A 17,970-nucleotide genomic window follows, 5' to 3' on the forward strand; every position below is an offset into this window, starting at 1 on the left:
GGCCGAATAACCCCCGCAGCTCAGAGGCCATGCGCACCCCCCGTCAGCGACCGAAGCGACTGAGCGACCGACACAGACTAGCGAAGCCTGCGCGCACCAAAGTGGCACGTGGGAAACAATTTTCGAGGCGCGGCCCGGGCCAGCGACTGAACCGCACACGGACCAGCGACCGAAGCCGCTTCGCAGTCGGGCTCAGTAGCTCGACAAAAGTGCAGGTCAAACCACACACAAAGACCAAAACAGCGACTGAAGCGACTCAAGCTCTCTATCTATGACGCGCACACGCACGTACGTTGCACGTCATATACCCGACCCTTGAGTCGCTTCAGTCGCTGTCTGTCTCTAAAAGCAGCCCTGACCTGCGCATTCTCTCCAGCGACTGACAGCGACCGAAGCCGAATCGAGTCGCTTCGCCTCAGTCGCTGCCTCGCGAGCCGCCCACCCCCCAGCGACTGAAGAAGCGACCGAGGAGCGACTGAAGGGGAGGAAGGACAGGGAGAGCTGAAGAGGGACACTGCCCGACAGGTCCCCAGAAAGCCTTGAGCGGCCCTGCACCGCCCCTCCAGCCGGGTGCACAGCCGGGAAGCCTCAGGGGTCCCAGGAGGGCCTAGCAGGCGGCCTGAGCGCCCGTCACGGCGCCCGCTGCGGGCCCCTGCTGGGAGCGGGGTGTCTTCTCCCCGACCTTCCTGACCTCGATCGTGCGCGGATCCACGGCCTCTTCCGGCGCGCCCTCCTGATAGAGCCCCTCGGGCTGGGCATCCCGGTCATGGGGCAGCAGGAAGAAGACCCGGCGGCGGGGGTCTTGTCGAGCGCCTGTCGGACGATCGTGAGCCGGATGGGGAAGCTGGTAGGGGCGCTCGGGCGGCCCGCGGGTTCCGGCGGCCGCGGGAGGCGAGGGTGACGACGGCAGCGGCGGGCTCGGACGGCCCGGACGGCCCGGACGGCTCGGACGGCTCGTGGGTGATTACGGCGTAATCACCTCGGCAGGCCTGGGGAGGCAGCCCAGCCCGGGATGACGTGCTGACCGTGGATTCCTGAGTGCGTGTCCAACAGGGCGAGGCGGGGGTAGTACGTGCCCTTCCCCGCGCTGCACCAGGCGACGTACGCCGTGCAGAGCAGGCCCTGTTCGACGCACAGGTCCGGCTGGGCCTCCGGCGGGCCTTGAACTTGTCGCTGCCGTCAGCAACCGTACCCGGGCCTCGCCGAACTTGTCGTCCGGCTTGAGTTCGCTGCACACGATGAGCCGGCGCCCGTGCAGTTCGGTGAGTTCGGTGGAGTGCTCGGAGAACGACCCGCGATCCATGAGGAATCTTGGGATCGGCTTTGCGCAGCAGCCCGGTGTGGAGGTCGACCACGCCGGCCGGGGTGCACAGCGCGTACGGGTCGCCGTCGAGGAGGTCGGGGTCCACCGAAAGATCCCCTCGGCCATCTCCCCCGCAGCCCACAGAGCGGCCTTCTCTCCTCCGGCCCGCTTCCACCGGTATCCGTCCCAGGCGAACCAGCCCAGGCCTTCGACATGGCGGAACCGGTCGCGGTAGAGCAGGACGAACAGCTTGGCGTTGGCCCGGTCAGTGAGGCTACTGGGCAGCGGACCTGGACCCCCAGGGTGATTACGGCGTAATCACCCAGGGAGTCCAGGTCCGCCTCAACCTCCGCACGTCAGGTGATTACGGCGTAATCACCTGACGTGCGGCCGACCCGCGCCCCCTCCGCCCGTGCCGGAGTGATGACGCCGTAATCACCGGGCGACTGAGAGCCCCCGGCGAGGACTGGGACTGCGCAGGCAGTACCGACGGGCGGGCGGCCGCCTGCTCAAGGTCCAGCATCTGCTGAGCGGCGGCGCCGGCGTCGAAGCGCGGGGTCTCGGCGCTGCTCATGAACGTCCTTTGAGGTGAAGCGGGCGTGCGGCCCCCGCGGCGAGGCCGGCGCCGATGATGCGGGCATGACGAGCGCTCTGCCTGGGCCGCGCGGTCTCGGCGGCCTCCCGCAGTAGAGCCCGAGCCGCGCCCTCGTCCAGGTGACCGGCGGCGGCGAGCCCCCCGGCGGTGTAGGCGGCCTTGTTGAGCTTCTCGGTGAAGGCCGCCCCCTCGGGCGTACCGGCGCACGCGGCGACCTCGGCCAGCAACGGCTCCAGCACCCGCTGCCCGCCCGCGCCCCGGCCCCCAGGCCGGGAAGTGATTACGCCGTAATCACCCTGGGGCCCGGCAGACCCGGTGACCCCGGCAGACCCGGACGGCACAGTCACTCGCTGCGGCTCGATGACATGCCCGGTGCGTACGAGTTCCTCGCCGAGCCACTCGGGCAGCGGGGCGGGCAGCCGCGCCGGTCCCTCGGGCCGGTACGTGCCCTGCGCGGTACGGGTCGTCGGGGCCACGATGTAGCCGCCGTCCGCCCGTACGTCGACCTGCCAGGCCAGCGCCACCTTGGTGCTGGACCCGGTCGAGCAACGCAACCGGGTGGCCGGGCGCGGATTGCGGTACCAGATGTGCAGGCCCCCGGACGGGGTGCGTACACGCAGGGTGCCGGTGTCCTCGGCGGGGCTGGGCTGCCCGCGCAGCGCGGCGAGGAGGGCGAGGGTGTCGAAGCCGGACGCGAGCCCCCGCAGGTTCACGGAGGCGTGGATCGGGATGCCCGGCAGCAGCAGGTTCCGGTCTGGGACCGATGCGCTGTGCGCGTCGACGTCGATGACGACCAGGTCCGCTCCCCCGCAGGCGATCCCGACTCCCCGGGCCGGGGTGTGCGACCACCAGCTGTCGATGCGCTCCGGGTCGGTGGTGGCGGCGTGGAACCCGTGGCACGGTCGGCCGGCGGGCAGACAGGCGCAGTCGGCGGGCAGATGACCTCGGTCCCTGCACGAGGGGCAGTTCGCGACCGGGGTCTTCCGGCCCGGCGCGAGGGGGTGCACCGGCCAGCCCTGCCCCGCGCACCAGCGGGCCACGGCATGCGGGGATGCGGGCCGCACGGGAGCTGCGGACTCTCTCGTCACAGCGCGGTCGGGCAAACGTCCGTCCTTCTGCCAGGGACTGTAAGGACTGTATTTCGGAACACTTTAGGACCCGGGATCTCCACAGAAGAGACAGCTTTCCCGCGTGGCGGGCCGTCAGTCCCTCGCTGGGCCTGCCAGGGACTGAAGGGCAGGGACCGAACCGCTCCGGGCACTGTGGCTCGGTCCCTCCTGGTGGCTACGGGTTCACTCGACCCGGGTACCGGCCTGATCGACGAGGGACTGAGCCAGTTCGACGAGCCGCCCCGCATCCCGCTCCAGACCCTTCGCCCCGAGGAAGCGAAGCAGATCGAAGAAGACCTCGTCCGAGGCGATCTTCGCGTCCAGCAGCATGGCGAGGGACCCGGGCTCGTCGTACGGCACCTTCCGCGGCCGCTGCTCCTGCTGCCCGTCGGCCTCTGCCGAGGAGACATGCCCCCGAGGCTCCGGAATCACCTCCGCCCCGCCCCCGGCCTCCGACTCCCCCGCCTCGGCAAGCTCCTCAGGGGGACGGGTGATTACGCCGTAATCACCCGAGCCACTCTCCCCGGGAGCGCCGCCCCGGTCGGACAGGTCGGACGGCCCGGTGATTACGCCGTAATCACTCCCGGACTCCTCCCCCGCCTCCGCAGGCCCGGTGATTACGCCGTAATCACCGCCGGACTCCCCGTCCCTCTCTCCCCGAGGCGTGCTGACGGCCGGAGGAGTGATTACGCCGTAATCACCCGGACCCCGCAGGGACTCCCCCGCCCGACCCCGGTCCTCCGCTTCCTTGCGGGCCCGCTCGGCCTTCAGCTCCTCCAGCGCGGCTTCCTGTTGCTCGGCAGGCTTGTTGCCGACGGCCCGCAGCAGGTCGATGGGTTCCTCACCGATCCGTGCCTGCAGTTCGGGCGTCAGGTTGAGCAGGGCCAGCCGCTGCGACACCCAGCCCTGGGAGCGATGCAGCCGCTTGGCCAGGGCCCGCTGGCTGCCGTGGATGGCCAGCAGCCGCTGCAACGCCCGGGCTTCGTCGATCTCCTCCAGGGCCTGCCGGTGGATGTTGGCGACGAGCGCGGACTCAAGCAGCTCCTCGGAGGTGGCGCCCTGGTCGTCACTGACCATGACCTTCACGGTGGCCAGCCCGGCCTCCCGGGCGGCCGCGAGACGGCTGCTCCCGTCCACCACGACGTACAGGGTGTCCGGTTCGAGGGCGCTCTCCTGGCCCGGGTTGGCCTTGAGGTAGGCGTCCCGGTTCATCACCGTGATCGCCTGCTTCTGCCCGTGGGTCTTCAGGCTCCCGGCCAGGTCGGTCAGGTCACCCAGAGTGGACCGCGGGTTGTCGGGATTCGGGCTGATGCGGTGGACGGGAAGCTCCGAGGGAGCCGCGACCCCTTCGGTGGGCACCCCGGTCGCGGCGGCCACGGCTTGGCGGCGTGCGCTGACCGGGCGTACCGCTCCACCGAAGCGCCCGGCTCCCAGCTGATCGGCCTTGCTCACAACACCTCCCTGGCCAGCGCCCGCATCCCCACGGCCTGCTGCGACTTCGGCGCGTACGACAGCAGCGCCCGCTTCACCCGCACCGCCTCCTTCTGCTCCTTGAGGTCCCCGATGAGCCCGACGACCCGCGGATCCTTTATGTCGACCCACCCCTGAAGCGACGAGGTTGCGATGTATCCCCGCCGGGAGTCGTACAGATTCACGACGATGCCGAGGTAGTCGATGTCGATCTGCAGGTCCCCGCGCAGGTCGTCGATCTGCGTCGTCAGCAGCTCGTAGGCGTCCGCCGAACTGTCCTCGGCCTGTACGACGATGAGCGCCCCGGACTGCCCCGCCCGCTCCGCGTCACGCCGGCGCCCGTAGTACGCCGCGGCGTCCATGCTCAGGCCCAGGCTCGGCGGGCAGTCCACGATGATTACGTCGTAATCACTCTCCAGTGGAGCCAGCGCCCGCTCCAGCGCGGCTTCCCGGGCCCGCACCGCGGACAGCCGTACGTCCAGCAGGAAGGCGTCGTTGCAGGCGGGCAGCAGATGCAGCCGGCCACCGAACACGTCCTCGTCCACGGACACGATGAGGTCCCGCAGATCCCCCTTGGGCTCGCCCGCCATGTGGTTGGTCAGGCTGTCGCCGTTCATCGGCAGGGGAGTGGCGCCCAGCTGGTTGGTCAGGTGGCACTGCGGGTCGAAGTCGACCAGCAGCACCTTCAGCCCCGGTCCGGGCAGGTTCTCGATGTCCAGGGGATCATCCACCGGCTCGGTGTCGTCGCCCTGGGCCTCACTCGCGCGCAGGGCCTGGGCGAGCGCCTTGGCCACGCGCACGGGATACAGCGCGTTGGAATCCTCGGCCAGCGCTTCCCCGAGGCCTGCGGTGATGGCGGTCTTGCCGACACCACCCTTCTGGTTGCACACGATGATGCGGCGGGTGATCTCGGGCCGCGCCACGTCCGGGGCGGGATTGGCGTCCAGCCACAGCTGGACGGACTGGGCGAGCCCCTGGATGAGTGACACCCGCCGGTCGGCGGCGATCTGCCGGAACTCCTCCCACTGCCCCGGAGGCAGCAGCGTGGCAAAGGAGTCGGCGCCGGAGGTGTCGACGCTCTGCACGGTGGAGGCCAGGTCGCACCAGTCCCTGATGCCCTGTTCCACCGCGGCCTGGATGTCGATGCCGTACTGGGCGGCCCTGACTCTGAGGTTCTGCCGGAGCCATCCCGGCAGTTTGGAGACGACCTTCTCGCGGTCGCTGAAGGAGGCTGGAGAACTCATGACGTCACCATACTAACGTTTCTGACCTTTCTTGAGCCCCGACACGTTAGTTTGCTAACGCTCTTGAGCGGTCATCACGGTCCGGGGGTGATTACGCCGTAATCACCCACCCACGCACCCACGCACCCACCCACCTACACACCCGTCCCTCCTGCCCGCTCCAGCCCCGCGCGCAGACCTCTTCTGCCGGTGCGGATCGGCCCTCGGGTGCGGGTTCCAACCCCCCTCCCGCACAGGCCCACAGGCCGGTGCCGGGTGTGCACCCGCGTGGTCGCTCCCGGACCTGGCTGGGCAGCGTGGTACCAGGGGCCTTCGCCGGCCCCTGGACCCCGCTGCCCCTCCACTTCCCAGCGCGTACCCGTTTCGTCGTGGCCCGGACCGTGCGCGCCGGAAAGCGGAGGGTACGTGTGCCGGGCCGAGGCAGGTCCCCGGCGAACTCCTCGTGACACGGCACTCATGTTCAGCCGCGGGCAGTGTGGGGGACACCCGTCATAGGGCAGAGGCAGTCATGGTCGAGGCCGAGTCGAAGCCGCAGCGCATCACGGGTCCTTGGGAGCGGGAGCGACGGCGGGGCTGTTTACAAGGGAAGAGAGCGCAGCCGCCAAATGCCCTCTGACCTGCACAAACGCCCTGACCGACCAAGACCGTAGGAACTGCCAGGCAGTTCCTGAGAACTGCCAGGCAGTTCCTAGGAACTGAGTACCCAGTCCCTACGACAGCAGTAGATTGACGTGACGTACATGTCTCCGGCGCCGCAGACCCCGGAATCAAGGCGGAATCAGGGCGGAATCGAGGGCCCCGGACCCTGAGCACGACAACAGCCGACACGGCCGACAGGCGGACCTAATTGACTTCCTGCTCATGTACGTTAGGTTCATCTGGTCGGCCTGAGAGCCGTCCTTCATGAACCCCTGAACCACCAAGCACCCCCCTTGACGGAGGGCCCGTTGGGAGCAGTACGCAGACTGGTCGACGCCGACACGGGCGAGCCGATCCCTTATGCGCCGTACGCCTTTTCCGGCAGGCACACACAGGTCGACAAGGCGCGCGTGGAGGCGATCACCGAGTCCAGGGCGTTCACGCCCAGTCAGAAGTTCCTCGTCCTGTGGTGGATCGGGGTCTCGCCCGAGGGCATGGAGCCGCTGCGAGCCACCGGCGCCGACATCGCCAAACGAGTGGGGATGTCCTCCGACGCCGTCGGAAAGATCAATAGGAAGCTGGTCAAACACCGCATCCTGATCGTCCGGGGACGGATCGGCAACTACAACCTCTATCGGATCAGCCCGTACATCGCCTTTCACGGCACAGGGATCGAGCAGCGTGAGGCCGTGAAGACGTGCAACCCGCCGGACATCCCCGGATTCGACGACAATGTTCCTGCACGGTGGGAGGTCCAGTGATGAGCAGCGACGACAAGCAGAAGAACCTCGAACTGCTGGAGAAGACGGCAGGGATGAGCGCCAACCAGCGTCTCGTCGTCATGCTGTACGCCCTGCATCCGACCGACAGGTCCGGCGCCGTCCTGGAGACGGCCGCCAACCTGGCCAAACTGGTCGGCATGGCACCGCCCGTCTTCTCCCGCACCCGCAAGCAGGTCATCGAGGCCGGCTGGCTGGAGGAGACCGAGCGGATCGGGCACATCAAGTACTACCGCCTCGACCCCAAGCGCATGGGGGAGAGGGTCGTCGTCCCTCTTCGCCGCGCCGCGACCTGACGTCCTGGGGAGCGGACCTCATTGACGTGACGTACATGAGGGACGCTCCGCGGAACCGTTCCGCTTCACCCCGAGGCAAGAAGGGCGACCCGCCCAAACCCCACGCGTCCCATCCTCCACTTATGGCGGATAATGGTTGCTCAAAGTAACGGCGTGTTGCCGCGTCGGCTGACATCATCAGCTCTACTCGCGGCAGCTCTCGACGAAAGGTGCGCCGGCGAGAGGACCGGACGCCGGCGCGACCTGCCGAGGGCGAGCCCCGCGCGGCTTTCGCACGCTGACGACGGTCCGGCCTGTCCGTGAGACGCCTTGGGGGACGCCGTCGATGAGCAGCTGGTATCAGCACGCCTGGTGGGTCGATTACGCGTTACCGGCCGCCGTGAGCGCGGCCATCGCGTGGGTCGGGCTGGCCCGCGAGTTCGCCGGCAAGGGACGGCTGCTGGGCAGCTGGGCGTCCGCCGCCCTGATGCTGTTCGTACTGGCGTTGATGGGGGCGGTGGCGGCCGGCGCAGTGGTCCTCCTCCCGCACGCGGCACAGATCCCCCCGGTGCTCGCGGGCGCCGCGACGGGCGCCACCGCGCTGCCCCGGCGGAGACAGGACGAGACGGCGCAGCCGTACGTCAAGTTCATGACCCTGGGCATCGCCCTGGTCCGGGAGCGTCTGGTGCAGCGGGTGCACCTCGACGCCTGCACCTGGTCGGACCGCTTCCTCGACGGCATCGAAACGTCCACCCAGCTCAGGGTGTTCGTCCACGATCTCAAGCTGTACCTGCTGGAACGGCACCCGCTCACCGCCGACACCAAAACGATCAACGCCATCTATGCGGACGTCGAGAAAGCGATCGACGCGGCACTGGACGTACAGACCCGTATCGACGAGGCGTGCCGCGACGGCGACCTCACCTGGCAACGTGATCCCACCGCTGACGAACTCATCGCCCGGCGCCAGGCGTTCGGCACCGCCCTCGCCCAGTGCGGCCACCTGCTGCACTTCGCATACGCCCACGGCCGCCGCAGCGAGATGGAAGAACTCCGGGCCCTGCGCGCGAAGTCGATGTCGAACGACGCCTTCCACAGCCCGGCACTGCCACCGCAGCGCCGCTGGTACGACCGCTGGCTGGCCCGAGGACGACCGACGGGACGACTTTGAGCCACCGGCCCTGGCACCGCCACTCACTTGTGGGCCGGGAACCCCACGCTTCCGATGACGGCGGCGCTGGATTCCGTGCCACTGCGGCAGGCTGCCGCCTCCGACCGGGGCCGGAAGCTGATCTGAACGTCGGCGTCCAGCGCCTCCGCCACAGCGGCGAGCGTCCGAACCGTCAGATTCGCATCCCCCGACAAGATCTGGCTGACCCGCCCCGGACTGACACCCATCGCCTTCGCCAGATCGGACCGGCTCTTGCCCAGTCCCGCCAACAGCCCGGCCAGAGAGGCCGTGGCCTGCCGCGCCACCTGCGAGGCCGCCCATTCGGTCCGGTCGTCGTCACGGGCGAAGATGCCCATGTCTCACCCCCAACTCACGCCGCGACAACGCTCGTTGCCACACCACCAGGATGCCACCTTTAGCTATAACTAAAAACTCGGTTGCCGAAAATCCCATCCCCATCGCCGATCCCCAGCGCTCCTGACCTGCAGCGACATCCATCCGGAAACTCGGTCCGAAGTCACCCTGTCGGGCCAGCGGCCGCCCGCCCCATCTCCGGTCGGCGCGGGGTGGATGTGGGACTGCGCAAGCGCCGGGGCGCAGCGGAAGTCTCAGCAGAGCACAGTGATCTTTCCCGCCAGGCCGCTACTGTCTTCTCAGAACCTCGTTCATTCTCGTAAGTCGTAACGGGAGGCTCTATGCGGATCACCGTCACTGTGGACCAACCCACGCCCGAGTTCCAGACCAAGCTCCTCGCCCTCCTCTCCGAACACGCCCAGGACGTCGAAGCCGACTCCACGTGGACCGAGGAACGCGCCACTCAGTACTATCGGATGCTCCCTGCCCGAGCTCGACGCATTGTGAAGGAAGCCGTCCAGCGCGGTGGCCACGTACCGGCGGACGCCCTCCGTGACAAGCCGGACGACAGCTTGCGCGGCCACAGCGCACCGCTCAGCCGGATTCTCCAGCGCGGCAAAATGCTCAGGTGCTGGCCCGAGGCGATGGAGCAGCCCGTGACAGGTGTGGGCCCCGGATTCGGCAAGGTCGAGGGCTACGGGATCAACCCCGACCTGATCCCCGTCTTCGAGACCGCCATCAGCAACGTAGAGAAGTGAGGGACGCCGCCCGCCGCGCTGAACCCGAACATGCCGAGCAGGTGCGGAGCTCGGAACGTCACCGACCTGGCTACGGCTGAGATCAGCTGGATGAGCCGCCGGACGATGTTCCACGGCCCAGTCGGCGAAGGCCGCCGGCGCTCGGCCGGTGATCCGGGCGACCGTGTCCGTCACNCTCGTACGTCGCGCCCTCGTGGCCGTCAGACAGCAGGGCCTGGACGGCGACCGCCGCGATGTCGCGCTCGTGGATCGGCTTCGAACCCCGCACCGGTTCCCTCGCGCACGACAGCGGCCGCTTCTTCTCGGCAGAGGCCCTGCGGGGGAGGGCCGACGAGCCGATCGGCAGCTGCGAGCAGCCCATCCTGGTCCAGCTGCACCATAGTCAGTTGACGCTGCGCCAGATGTGCTGCTCCGCCTCCTCGTTGTCGTCGTCCCGGCCCTCGTCGCTGCGGGGCGCCCGCTCGGGTTCCGCGAGGTGGTCGTCGGTCCTGCCGAGGCTGTTCTGCTGCACGGGATCATTCATGAAAGCGGTCCGTCCTTCCTGTCTCCAGGGCTGTCTCACGAACGGGGGTGTGACGAACACCGGCTCCCGGGGCGGTCTGCCCGCGGACAAGCCCACCGCGGCGACGTATCCGCCAGGGAGCCGGAAGGCGCTGAACTCCGCCGCGACGTAGGGGGTGCGCGCGGTGAGCGGGAAGCGGGCGCCCGGGCACTCGAACCCGATGCTCCGCAGGCCGGCGCGCAGGCCCTGGCCGGTCAGTTTGGCCGCCGCCTCCTTCAGCACCCACAGGGCCGCCCGGCATTCGGCGTCCTGCGACATGGCGTGCAAGGCCGCCCTCTCGCCGGGGCCGAGGAAGACGTCGTCGGGCAGCCGGGTCACCCGCGCCACCTGCTCGGTGTCGACTCCGACCCGCGCCCCGAGGGCCACGGCCGCCAGTGCGTACCGGCCGCTGTGCGCGATGCTCAGCGACAACTGCGGCCTGGCCACCACGTACGGCTGCCCGCCGGGGTGCTGCCCGGTGCCCAGGGTTGTCCATGGGGTGCCGACGATCCATGCGGCCGCCCGGCGGGCCAGCCACCGCCCGATCAGCGAGCGGGTCCGGTCCGCGGTCACCCGCTTGCGCAGGATCCGCTCGCGCTCGGCCGGCTGCAGCACCTCGAACACCGTGCGCGCGAGCTCCTCGGTGCCCGGGGAGCGCAGATCGTGCGCGAGGAGCAGCACGCGCGGCGAGGCGACGGCGACCGGCGTCACGCGCCCCCCAGGCCCAGCCGTCCGAGGTGCGCGGCCACCGCCGCGGCGCTCCGACCCTCCGCCGGCTCCTCCTGCGGACCGGTGGCCGCGGTGCGTACCGCTCCGGGCGCGAAGATGCTCAGGGCCACCAGCAGCGGGTGGTCGGCGTCCTCGGCCATCCCGACGACGGTGTCCACCAGGGCGCTCATCGTGCACCCCCGGGCCGCCCGGCCCTGCGCCACACGAGGACGCGCCGCTGCGGACGCGCGTCCACCTCCCGGGTGGCGCGGACGGTGAGGACGTCTCCGTCGAGTTCGGCGTCCCGGGACTGCTCGATGCCGATCCAGTCGGGGCGCGACGAGATCCGGATGCGGTGCACGACCTTCCCGTCCTGCACCCGCCACTCGCCCGCGTATCCCATGTACGAGGGGCCCGGTGCGGTGGCCGGCGCGGTGGGCATCATGCTCACCGAGACGTGGCCGTCGGGCGTGTAGATCAGCATGCCCGACGGGGACGGCCCCAGCGGGCCCTCTCCCACGGGCCGCCCGGCCTCGTCCACGTCGTGGAAGGCATCCAGGTGCCACACACCGACGATGTCCTGAGTCATGTCCGGTCCTGCTTTCCTAGCGTGGGTCTGATCGGGTCGCTCGTGCGATCGGGGGCGGCGGTCCGGGGAACCCGCCGGCGGTGTCACGTGCTGACGGGGGACATCAGCGTGTTCCGGCTCCCGCTACCCGCAGGCACTCCTCCGCGAAGCCGAGGGCCCTGAGGTGGTAGGCGCGGGCCGTCCAGCCGAGGCTGATGTTGTGGCCGGCGTCGGGCTGATGGTCCGTCACCACTCGGGGCGCCGAGCTCAGCCGTGACCGCAGCCGGGCGACCGCCTGCTGGTCGTGCTGCCACCAGGCCTCGTGCTCGGCGAAGGTGAACCGGACCGGCACCCGGATCCGCCCGGCGAACTCGGCGAACTCCTCCGGCCAGCGGACCGCGTCCGCGAGCTCGCGCGGCGGAACCGAGGCGACCATGGTGCCGCTGGCCCGGAACGTCCCCGGCGGATACAGCCGCAGCGGCCCCCAGTTGAGCCGCCAGCTCCGTCGCCCGTGCGTGTCGCGGGCACCGAAGGGCACCGCGTACTCGCCGCCGCAGCCGGAGATGTCGAGGCCGAGCAGCTCCGGCACCGTGCCGTCCGCGGCGATCCGCAGCGCGGGCTTGCCGCCGAAGGAGTGGGCGAGGAGGAAGACGCCGCTGCCCGTGTCGAACCGAGCCGTCAGGAAGCGCAGGGCCGCGCTGAGCGTCGCCGCCTGGTCCGCGATGCCCTGCCCCTGCGGCAGTTGCCGGGCCGACAGGCCGTAGCCCGGGCGGTCCACGGCCACCGCCGCGAACCCGAGGCTCGTGGCAAGGTCGAGGAACGACGTGTCGGGGTGGGTTGATCCGTGGAAGTACGAGGAGCTCATCCCGGCCCCGTGCAGGGCGACGACCATCGCCCTGCACGGAGCCTGTTCCGGGAGGGCGAGCAACGCGGACAGGGTGATGCCGTCCGCGTCGAGGGTGATGCCGCGCGCCCTACCCGTGGTGGCCGGCTGTGCCACCGTCATGGCCGGTCGCCCCCGGCGCGCTCCTCGGCGAACGCCCTGGCAAGGCCGAGGGTCGCCATGCTGTTGGTGCTGAGCGCCGTGCGGACGTAGTCGATCGCGTCCTGCACGGTCGCGTCCGCTCCCAGGATCTTCCCGATGTTCTCGGTGTTGACCGTGAACGTGTGCTGCGAGGAGGCCGTGACACCGTCCTCGGTCGGCGTGATGGTCCAGCGGCCGGTGTGCAGCGTGATGAGGGCCGGCAGGGTGACCTGCTTGTAGGCGATCCGGTGGTGCGGCAGGCACACGCGGTACGACTTCGTGGTGTGCGAGGTGCCGTCCTTGGACAGGGTGTCCATTTCGAGCGTCTGCAGCCCCGGCGCCGGTTCCTCCAGCCGCACCGCGAGGACGTGCGGCAGACGATCGGTCCACAGGTCCGCCCGGTCGATGAAGTCGTACACGTCCCGGGCGGTGCCCCTGATCGTGACCGTGTCCTCGAAGGAGCAGGTCAGCGCGTCGGTGGTGTCCTCGGATTCGGCTATCGCCTTCAGTGACTCCAGCTCGGAGCGGGAGTTGCGGTCCACGACCTCGTCGAGCCAGGTGAGGCTCTCCTCGTCGACCGCCTGATAGTCGTGGTCGAGGCGCACCAGCGTGTCGCCGGAGGGGAGCGCCTCGATGTGCCACGCTCCGCCCATCGCGGCCACCGGGGGCGTGCTGACCTCCTGCCGGAACCGGATGCGGAGGTTCTCCGGGTCGAGGGTCCGGTGGGACGTCCAGTTCTTCACGGTGTCGCCGGCCGTGGCCCAGATGCGGATGCGCTCCTCGCGTTCGCCGCGCTCCACATGGTCGACGTAGATGTTCGGAGGGAAGAGCCGGGGCCATTCCTCGGCATGCGCGAGCATGCGGTAGACGGTTTCGGCGGGGGCGGAGATCTTGATCTCGTGACGGGACTCGTGCAGCTCTGACGGCATGGTGGACTCCTTCGCGCTCGGTGGATGTCAGAAGTTGCCGAGGCCGCCGCAGACGTTCAGGGCCTGGGCGGTGATGGACGCCGCCGTGTCGGTCGTCAAGTAGCCGACCAGGCCCGCCACTTCCTCGGCGGTGGAGTAGCGGCCCAGCGGGATCTTGGCCTGGAACTTCTCCAGGATCGCCGCCTCCGGGGCACCGGACAGGCGGGAGTAGTTCTGCCGTACCCGCTCGGCCATCGGGGTCTCGACATAGCCCGGGCAGACCGCGTTGACCGTGATGCCGGTGGGAGCCAGTTCGTTGCCCAGCGCCTTGGTGAAGCCGACGACGCCGTGCTTGGAGGCGGAGTACGGGGCACCCAGGACGACACCCTGCTTGCCGGCGGTGGAGGCGATGTTGATGATGCGCCCCCACTTCTTGTGCCGCAGTCCGCCCGTGGTCAGCACCTCGCGGGTCAGGCGGAACACGCTGTTGAGGTTGGTGTCGATGATGTCGTCCCACAGTTCGTCGGGGATGTCGGCCGTGACTCCGCCGCCGGGGATCCCCGCGTTGTTGACGAGCACGTCGACCGTGCCGAACCGCTCGACGGCCGCCTGGACGAACCCGCGGATCGAGTCCCTGGACCGCACGTCCAGGACGACGCCGTCCACGTCGAGCTGCTCCTCCTGGAGCTGCTTGACGGTCGTGACGACCTTGTCCTCGGTGCGGGACCCGATGAACACCCGGTGCCCCTGCCCGGCCAGCAGCCGGGTGATGGCCAGACCGATGCCGCTGGTGGCACCCGTCACCAGGACGACCCGGCTCTTCTGCTCTGTCATTTCGCCTCTTTCCCTGCGGTTTTCCTGTGGTGTCGGGCTGCGGTGGTCAGGCGGCCTGGGCGACCATGTGAGAGGCGATGGCGTCGAGGAGGGCGCGGGGGGTGGTTGCGTCGCCCACGACGGTCTCGTCCAACTCGATGCCGTACTCGCGCTCGACGCGGCTGGCGGTCTCCAGCAGGGCGAGCGAGTCGTAGCCGATGTCGGCGAAGTCGGTGTCGAGGATGTCCCCATCGAGGCCGGTGCCGTCGGGGGCGCCGGAGCCTTCGAGGAGGATCCGCTTGAGGTCGTCGAGCGTGAAGGTGCGGGACATGGGAAAGCCTTCCTGCTTGTTACTGGTTACAGCTGGAGCTGGAGCTGGAGTTGGGGTGCGGCGGCGCTCAGGAGCGCACGACCATGGCCGAGTTGAAGCCGCCGTGGCCCCGGGCAAGGACGAGCGCGGTGCGCAGGCGGGCGGCACGGGGCTGGGAGACGACGAGGTCGAGGCCGTAGTGTTCGGCCGGCTCGGTGTGGACCGTCGGCGGGATCGTGTCCTCGTTCAGGGCGAGGAAGGCCGTGGCGAGGTCGAGTGCCGCGCCCCCGGCGTACAGCCGTCCCGTCATCGTCTTCGGCGCGGTGACCGGTACGCCGTGCGGCCCGAAGACCTCGACGATCGCCTCGGCCTCGACGCGGTCGAGCTCCGGTTCGGCCGCCGCGTCGGCGAACACCACGTCCACGTCGGCGGGGGTCACGCCCGCGTCGGCGAGGGCGAGTTCCACGGCCTTGCGCAGGCCGGGTTCGCGTCCGTCGAAGGTGGCGGCGTACCCGGCGATCTCGCCGTACGCCCTGGCGCCGCGGGCCCTCGCGGAGTCGGCCGACTCCATGATGAGCAGGGCGCCGCCCTCACCGGCCACGTGGCCGGCGGCCCGGTCGTCGAAGGGCAGGTAGGCGTGGGTCGGCTCCTCGGCCGTGCTGAGGCGACCGCTGGTGTGCAGTCCCACCCAGCCCCAGGAGCACAGCAGCGCGTCCACGGCGCCGGCGACGACGAGCGAGGTGCCCTTGCGGATCTGGCGCCGGGCCTGGGCCACCGCGTCCAGACCGCCCGCCTGGTCCGTGACGACCACTCCGCTGGGGCCCTTCATGCCGTTGCGGATGGAGATCTGGCCGGTGTTGACCGCGTAGAACCAGGCGAACGACTGGTACGCGCTGACGTACTGGCTGCCCTTGCTCCACAGGTTCTTCAGCTCGTGCTGGCTGAACGCGAACCCGCCCGCCGAGCTGGCGGTGCTCACGCCCATGCTGAACTCGGGCAGTTCGGCCGGCCGCACCCCGGCGTCGGCGAGCGCCCAGTCTGCCGCGACGAGCGAGAGCCGGGTGACCCGGTCGGTCTGGGGCATCAGCCTGCTGGGCAGATACTCCTCGGCCGTGAAGCCGCTGATCTCGCCGGCGAGCCGTGCCGGGTACCCGGAGGCGTCGAACTGGGTGAGCGGGCCGATGCCGCTCTTGCCGGCGAGGGTCGCGTTCCAGAAGTCCTGGCCACCGAGCCCGTTGGGCGCAGCCACGCCCAGGCCGGTCACCACCACTGAGGCTGTCACGCCGCGCTCCTTTCAGGCTGGGCCAGCACCATGGCGCTCTGGAACCCGCCGAAGCCGCTGCCGACCGTGAGGACGGCGTCGACGAGCTGGTCGCGGGCGGTGAGCGGAACGTAGTCCAGGTCGCACTCGGGGTCGGGGGTGTGCAGGTTCGCCGTGGGCGGCACGACGTTGTGCCGGATCGCGAGGATCGATGCGGCGATCTCGATGGATCCGATCGCGCCCAGCGAGTGCCCCACCATGGACTTGATGGAGCTCACAGGTGTGCGGTACGCGTGGTCGCCCAGGGTCCGCTTGAACGCGGCGGTCTCGTGGCGGTCGTTCTGCTTGGTCCCCGAGCCGTGCGCGTTGATGTAGTCGATGTCCGTGGGGTTCATCCGGGCCTCGTCCAGGGCGACGGTGATCGCCTCCGCCATCTCCGCGCCGTCGGCGCGCAGGCCCGTCATGTGGTAGGCGTTGCTCCGGGTCGCGTATCCCGCGATCTCCGCGTAGATACGGGCGCCCCGGCGCTGCGCGCTCTCAAGTTCCTCAAGGACGAACACCGCGGCGCCCTCGCCGAGCACGAACCCGTTGCGGGTGCCGTCGAAGGGCCGGGAGGCGTGCTCCGGTTCGTCGTTGCGGGGCGTGGTCGCCTTGATCGCGTCGAAGCAGGCCAGGGTGATCGGAGAGATCGGCGCGTCCGTGGCACCGGCGACCACGACGTCGGCAGTGCCCTCGCGGATCAGCTCGGTGGCGTAGCCGACGGAGTCGAGTCCGGAGGTGCAGCCCGCCGACACCACGCTGCTCGGACCCTGTGCGCCGACGGTGCGGGCGACCTCGGCCGCGAAGGAGCTCGGCACGAAGTAGTTGTAGAAGTGCGGGTCGGCGTAGGTGTGGTCGACCAGGTCGAGGCGGCCGTCGTCGCTGACGATCCGGTAGTCCTCGTCGAGGCTCATGGTGGAACCGACGGCGGTACCGACGGTGACGCCGATGCGGTAGGGATCAAGCGTGCCGAGGTCCAGGCCGCTGTCGGCGACGGCGCCGCGCGCGGCGACCACCGCGAACTGGGCGGCCCGGTCCATCCGCCGTACCTCCTGCGGGGTCAGGCCGTGCGTGTACGGGTCGAAGTCGACCTCGGCGGCCACGCGGGAGCGGAACGGAGAGGGGTCGAAGAAGGTGATACCCCGGGTCGCGGTGCGTCCCTCGGTCAGCAGGTCCCAGAACTTCCGGGTGCCGACCCCGCCGGGAGCGATGACCTCGACGCCGGTGATGACGACTCGTCGCGCAGTCACGCCGACGCCTCCCAGAGGTAGAAGCGGGTGGCGATCTGGTCGGCCGTGGAGCGCCAGCGCTCCGGGGCGTACTTCTTCACCAGCGGGTCGAGGTCGGCGCAGATCTTCACGAAGCGCGGGTCGGCCTCCTTCCACGCCTGGTCGATCACGGCCGTGCCGTTCTCGCTCAGGAAGTCCTGGATGTGGAAGTACACGCCGTGGTACGAGAACAGCTGCCGGCGCCGGGTGCCCATCCGGTACGGGAAGTCGGTGGCGTCGAGTTCACCGAAGAGCCGGCTGACCTCGGGGATGACCTCGTCGGCCACCCGGTTCACGATGACCGTGCTGTGCAGGCCGGTCTCCTTGTCCACCGGCGGGTCGCCCTCCCAGTGGTAGAAGACGGCGGCACGGTCGTCGGCGATGGTCGGGTCATAGGCCGTGACCAGGGGTGCCAGCCGCTCGCGGAGCTCGGCCACCCGGGAATCCTTCGCCGCCTCCTCGGCCTTCTCGCCGGCGTTCTCTCCGGTGAAGTCCTGAATGTGAACGAAGACGTCGTAGTAGGTGTACAGCTGCCGGCGTTTCAGGCCGGATATCCCGGGCGCGGTGCCCGCGTCGAATTCAGCGAAGATCTCGGATATCTCCTTGCTGTACTCCCCGTTCAGCCTGCCCACGCTCACCACAGTGAACATGCCCTGCCCTCCCGTTCTGTTCCGACGCATCGGATTACGCATTCACTATTCACCAGGACTCGTCGCACTCTCAACACGATCCACTTCATAAGTTCTACATTTCCATGAAGGGAAGAGTCAGGTTTTCCCAGGCGCAACTCAGCGACAGGTCAGGGGAATATCAGACGGGCAGCTCAGGGCATG

The 17,970-nt window shown here is 69.6% G+C and carries 18 protein-coding genes and 2 pseudogenes; 4 read left to right on the plus strand and 16 right to left on the minus strand.

Translation table 11 applies throughout. The features are described from left to right. Positions 1-607: 607 nt before the first annotated feature. The 5 genes and pseudogenes from LE548_RS46850 to LE548_RS42380 all read right to left on the minus strand — a co-directional run. Positions 608-796, minus strand: a pseudogene (locus LE548_RS46850) (DUF6009 family protein); the annotation flags it as partial. A gap of 355 nt (positions 797-1,151) precedes the next feature. Next, positions 1,152-1,591, minus strand: a pseudogene (locus LE548_RS42365) (hypothetical protein); the annotation flags it as partial. Between the two features lie 282 nt (positions 1,592-1,873). Next, positions 1,874-2,962 (minus strand): bifunctional DNA primase/polymerase, encoded by a 1,089-nt coding sequence (locus LE548_RS42370; protein WP_374116257.1) that lies wholly within the window; start codon positions 2,960-2,962, stop codon positions 1,874-1,876. A 228-nt stretch (positions 2,963-3,190) separates the two neighbouring features. Continuing rightward, on the minus strand, positions 3,191-4,459 hold the full coding sequence (locus LE548_RS42375) for a ParB/RepB/Spo0J family partition protein (protein ID WP_225102384.1): 1,269 nt from the start codon (positions 4,457-4,459) through the stop codon (positions 3,191-3,193). Beyond that, positions 4,456-5,721 (minus strand): ParA family protein, encoded by a 1,266-nt coding sequence (locus LE548_RS42380; protein WP_225102385.1) that lies wholly within the window; start codon positions 5,719-5,721, stop codon positions 4,456-4,458. Before LE548_RS42380 ends, LE548_RS42375 begins: the two co-directional genes overlap by 4 nt. Before the next feature lie 947 nt (positions 5,722-6,668). Here LE548_RS42380 and LE548_RS42385 point away from each other — a divergent pair. The 3 genes from LE548_RS42385 (at position 6,669) to LE548_RS42395 (ending at position 8,585) form a co-directional block, all read left to right on the plus strand. After that, on the plus strand, positions 6,669-7,121 hold the full coding sequence (locus LE548_RS42385) for a MarR family transcriptional regulator (RefSeq protein ID WP_225102386.1): 453 nt from the start codon (positions 6,669-6,671) through the stop codon (positions 7,119-7,121). Continuing rightward, complete coding sequence (locus LE548_RS42390; protein ID WP_071377413.1) at positions 7,121-7,435, plus strand: replication initiation protein, RepL2; 315 nt, start codon at positions 7,121-7,123, stop codon at positions 7,433-7,435. Before LE548_RS42385 ends, LE548_RS42390 begins: the two co-directional genes overlap by 1 nt. Positions 7,436-7,760: 325 nt before the next feature. Continuing rightward, positions 7,761-8,585 carry a hypothetical protein gene (locus tag LE548_RS42395; protein WP_225102387.1) on the plus strand — a complete coding sequence of 275 codons (825 nt, stop codon included), beginning with the start codon at positions 7,761-7,763 and terminating at the stop codon, positions 8,583-8,585. 23 nt (positions 8,586-8,608) lie between these two features. Here LE548_RS42395 and LE548_RS42400 read toward each other — a convergent pair whose 3' ends face one another. Next, the gene (locus tag LE548_RS42400) at positions 8,609-8,941 is read right to left on the minus strand and encodes a helix-turn-helix transcriptional regulator (RefSeq protein WP_225102388.1); all 333 of its coding nucleotides are present in this window, start codon (positions 8,939-8,941) and stop codon (positions 8,609-8,611) included. Positions 8,942-9,280: 339 nt separating this feature from the next. Here LE548_RS42400 and LE548_RS42405 point away from each other — a divergent pair, with 339 nt between their 5' ends. Then, positions 9,281-9,697: a hypothetical protein gene (locus LE548_RS42405; RefSeq protein ID WP_225102389.1), complete on the plus strand. Its 417-nt coding sequence runs from the start codon at positions 9,281-9,283 to the stop codon at positions 9,695-9,697. A gap of 382 nt (positions 9,698-10,079) precedes the next feature. Here LE548_RS42405 and LE548_RS42410 read toward each other — a convergent pair whose 3' ends face one another. From LE548_RS42410 to LE548_RS46285, 10 genes are all read right to left on the minus strand, one after another. Continuing rightward, entirely contained in the window at positions 10,080-10,949 is an 870-nt protein-coding gene (locus LE548_RS42410; protein ID WP_225102390.1) for a 4'-phosphopantetheinyl transferase superfamily protein, read from the minus strand. Further along, positions 10,946-11,137, minus strand: coding sequence for a hypothetical protein (locus LE548_RS42415; RefSeq protein ID WP_225102391.1), 192 nt, complete (start codon positions 11,135-11,137; stop codon positions 10,946-10,948). Before LE548_RS42415 ends, LE548_RS42410 begins: the two co-directional genes overlap by 4 nt. Continuing rightward, complete coding sequence (locus LE548_RS42420) at positions 11,134-11,535, minus strand: lipocalin-like domain-containing protein (RefSeq protein WP_225102392.1); 402 nt, start codon at positions 11,533-11,535, stop codon at positions 11,134-11,136. Before LE548_RS42420 ends, LE548_RS42415 begins: the two co-directional genes overlap by 4 nt. A gap of 103 nt (positions 11,536-11,638) precedes the next feature. Next, positions 11,639-12,520, minus strand: a complete 882-nt coding sequence (locus tag LE548_RS42425; RefSeq protein ID WP_225102393.1) for an alpha/beta hydrolase — start codon at positions 12,518-12,520, stop codon at positions 11,639-11,641. Further along, positions 12,517-13,467, minus strand: a complete 951-nt coding sequence (locus LE548_RS42430) for an aromatase/cyclase (protein ID WP_225102394.1) — start codon at positions 13,465-13,467, stop codon at positions 12,517-12,519. Before LE548_RS42430 ends, LE548_RS42425 begins: the two co-directional genes overlap by 4 nt. 27 nt (positions 13,468-13,494) lie before the next feature. After that, positions 13,495-14,280: a 3-oxoacyl-ACP reductase FabG gene (gene fabG / locus LE548_RS42435; RefSeq protein WP_225102395.1), complete on the minus strand. Its 786-nt coding sequence runs from the start codon at positions 14,278-14,280 to the stop codon at positions 13,495-13,497. A gap of 46 nt (positions 14,281-14,326) precedes the next feature. Beyond that, positions 14,327-14,590 (minus strand): acyl carrier protein, encoded by a 264-nt coding sequence (locus LE548_RS42440; protein WP_225102396.1) that lies wholly within the window; start codon positions 14,588-14,590, stop codon positions 14,327-14,329. 67 nt (positions 14,591-14,657) lie between these two features. After that, a complete protein-coding gene (locus LE548_RS42445; RefSeq protein ID WP_225102397.1) occupies positions 14,658-15,851 on the minus strand; it encodes a ketosynthase chain-length factor in 1,194 nt (397 codons plus the stop codon). After that, positions 15,848-17,119, minus strand: coding sequence for a beta-ketoacyl synthase (locus tag LE548_RS42450; protein ID WP_225102398.1), 1,272 nt, complete (start codon positions 17,117-17,119; stop codon positions 15,848-15,850). Before LE548_RS42450 ends, LE548_RS42445 begins: the two co-directional genes overlap by 4 nt. Then, positions 17,116-17,787 carry a TcmI family type II polyketide cyclase gene (locus tag LE548_RS46285; protein ID WP_308031086.1) on the minus strand — a complete coding sequence of 224 codons (672 nt, stop codon included), beginning with the start codon at positions 17,785-17,787 and terminating at the stop codon, positions 17,116-17,118. Before LE548_RS46285 ends, LE548_RS42450 begins: the two co-directional genes overlap by 4 nt. Between the last annotated feature and the right edge of the window lie 183 nt (positions 17,788-17,970).

It is taken from the genome of Streptomyces sp. CoH27, from assembly GCF_020181035.1.
GTDB lineage: Bacteria > Actinomycetota > Actinomycetes > Streptomycetales > Streptomycetaceae > Streptomyces > Streptomyces camelliae.